The 432-nt window shown below is 57.6% G+C and carries 2 protein-coding genes; both read left to right on the top strand.

Annotation, left to right across the window (positions count from 1 at the left end):
* A partial coding sequence (locus O7A61_RS32485; protein ID WP_337133216.1) for a YebC/PmpR family DNA-binding transcriptional regulator occupies positions 1-228 on the top strand: 228 nt, incomplete at its 5' end.
* 50 nt (positions 229-278) lie between these two features.
* Positions 279-432: crossover junction endodeoxyribonuclease RuvC (locus O7A61_RS32715; protein ID WP_442921144.1), on the top strand; the 154-nt coding region annotated here is incomplete at its 3' end.

The raw sequence follows: 432 nt of genomic DNA, 5'->3' as shown, positions 1-432 counted from the left end.
ATTTCGGATCCGAGCGCTGTTGTTGATGTCCGTAAAGCCGTCCAGGGTGCCGGTATTGATTACGACTCCGCTGAGGTGTCGTTCAAGCCAGACTTCACCCAGCGTGTCGAGCTTGAGGACGCCCGCAAGCTTTACAGGATCCTTGATGTTCTCGAAGATCTCGACGACGTCCAGAACGTGTTCTCCAACGTTGATATCACCGCCGAGGTTGCAGCAGCTCTTGACTAGGAGGAGTGAGCATTCCAAAGTCGACCCCCGACCGGCGTGTTACAAGGGTCATGGGGGTCGACCCTGGTTTAACCCGGTGCGGGGTTGGCGTCGTTGAAGGTGGGTTAGGATCCTCCCTGAAGCTCATTGCCGTGGGCGTCATTCGTACTCCTGCCGACCTCGATCATGCACACCGACTACTGCGCATCCACGACGGGCTGGAGG

The sequence above is a fragment of the Mesorhizobium sp. Cs1321R2N1 genome (assembly GCF_037179725.1).
GTDB classification, from domain to species: domain Bacteria; phylum Pseudomonadota; class Alphaproteobacteria; order Rhizobiales; family Rhizobiaceae; genus Mesorhizobium; species Mesorhizobium salmacidum.
The sequence above is the reverse complement of the archived record's forward strand: the minus strand, read 5'-3'. Positions and strand labels throughout refer to the sequence as shown.